The organism is Burkholderia sp. Bp8986, assembly GCF_003854225.1.
Lineage (GTDB): Bacteria > Pseudomonadota > Gammaproteobacteria > Burkholderiales > Burkholderiaceae > Burkholderia.
The window spans coordinates 1-1,165 of sequence record NZ_QTQM01000157.1 but is presented as its reverse complement, the minus strand read 5'-3'; the positions used below and the strand labels follow the sequence as shown (position 1 = coordinate 1,165).

1 protein-coding gene is annotated in these 1,165 nt (G+C 61.4%); it reads right to left on the bottom strand.

Going from position 1 to position 1,165, the window contains the following annotated elements; genetic code table 11:
- Nucleotides 1–29 precede the first annotated feature (29 nt).
- Nucleotides 30–1,141 (bottom strand): IS3 family transposase gene (locus tag DID99_RS36650; protein ID WP_124668728.1). Its coding sequence is split into 2 segments (ribosomal slippage): nt 30–892 and nt 892–1,141, totalling 1,113 coding nucleotides; the frame shifts between segments, so codons are not numbered across the junction.
- Nucleotides 1,142–1,165: the final 24 nt, after the last annotated feature.

Here is a 1,165-nt window from a genome sequence, read left to right as displayed (position 1 = left end):
GGTGACCTGCCTGATTTCTTCGAGCCATTTCAATCTTGAGGAACGGCCTCGGTTGCTTCAGTTGAACAATACTGCTGCTTGAACTCGTCGGGCGTCAGGTATGCCAGACTCGAATGCGGTCGGATAGCATTGTAGTGACGTCGCCACTGCTCGATCACAACCTTCGCTTCCGGGCGCGTTCGAAACCACTCAAGGCTCAGGCATTCGTCCCGGAATTTGCCGTTGAAGCTTTCGTCTGCGCCGTTCTGCCAAGGCTTGCCGGGATCGTTGAGCGCCATCTCCATGCTGTTCTGCGCGGCCCACTTCAGGATGGCCCGCGACACGAACTCCGGGCCATTGTCCGAACGCAAGTAGCGCGGCGCGCCATGAACGCTGACCAGTTGGGACAGGACTTCGATGACGCGGCCCGAGCGAATCGATCCAGCCACATCGATCGCCAGACATTCACGCGTGTACTCGTCGATCACCGTCAGACACTTCAACTGCTGGCCGTTGGCACATGCATCGAAGACGAAGTCGTACGCCCAGACGTGCCGTGCCGCCGTCGCCGGCTGTGGCCGGGGACGGCGAACCGCCACACGCCTGCGTGGTCGCTTGCGCGGGACCTGCAAGCCGGCAAGACGCCATAGCCGCCACGCCCGGTCCGCGCTCATCGGGTGACCCTGCCGCTCCAGAAAAATCTGGATTCGACGGTAGCCGTAGCGGGGATACTGCGCCGACAGAATGCTCATCGCCGCAAGTACCGGTGCGTCCCGCACGGCGAGCTTCGATTCGTAATGCAATGCAGATCGCGCCACCGACATCAGCGCGCACGCACGTCGCTCCGACAGGCCCCGCACTTTCGCGTACGTGACCTGCTGGCGTCGGGCGAGCGCGCTCACCACTTTTTTGCGTTGATCTCTTTCATCACGTCCAGTTCGAGATCACGCTCCGCCAGCATCTTCTTCAGTCGCGCGTTCTCCTGCTCGAGCTGCTTGAGCCGCTTCACGTCGGCCGCCTCCAGGCCGCCGAAATGCTGCCGCCAGTTGTAGATCGTCTGTTCGCTAATCCCGTGCTTCTTTGCGACCTCGGTGACCGGCGCCTTGTCCGCCTCACGCAGGATCGTCACCATCTGCTCGTCGGTAAACCGGCTCTTCTTCATGACTTCCTTTCTCCGTTGGAAGCC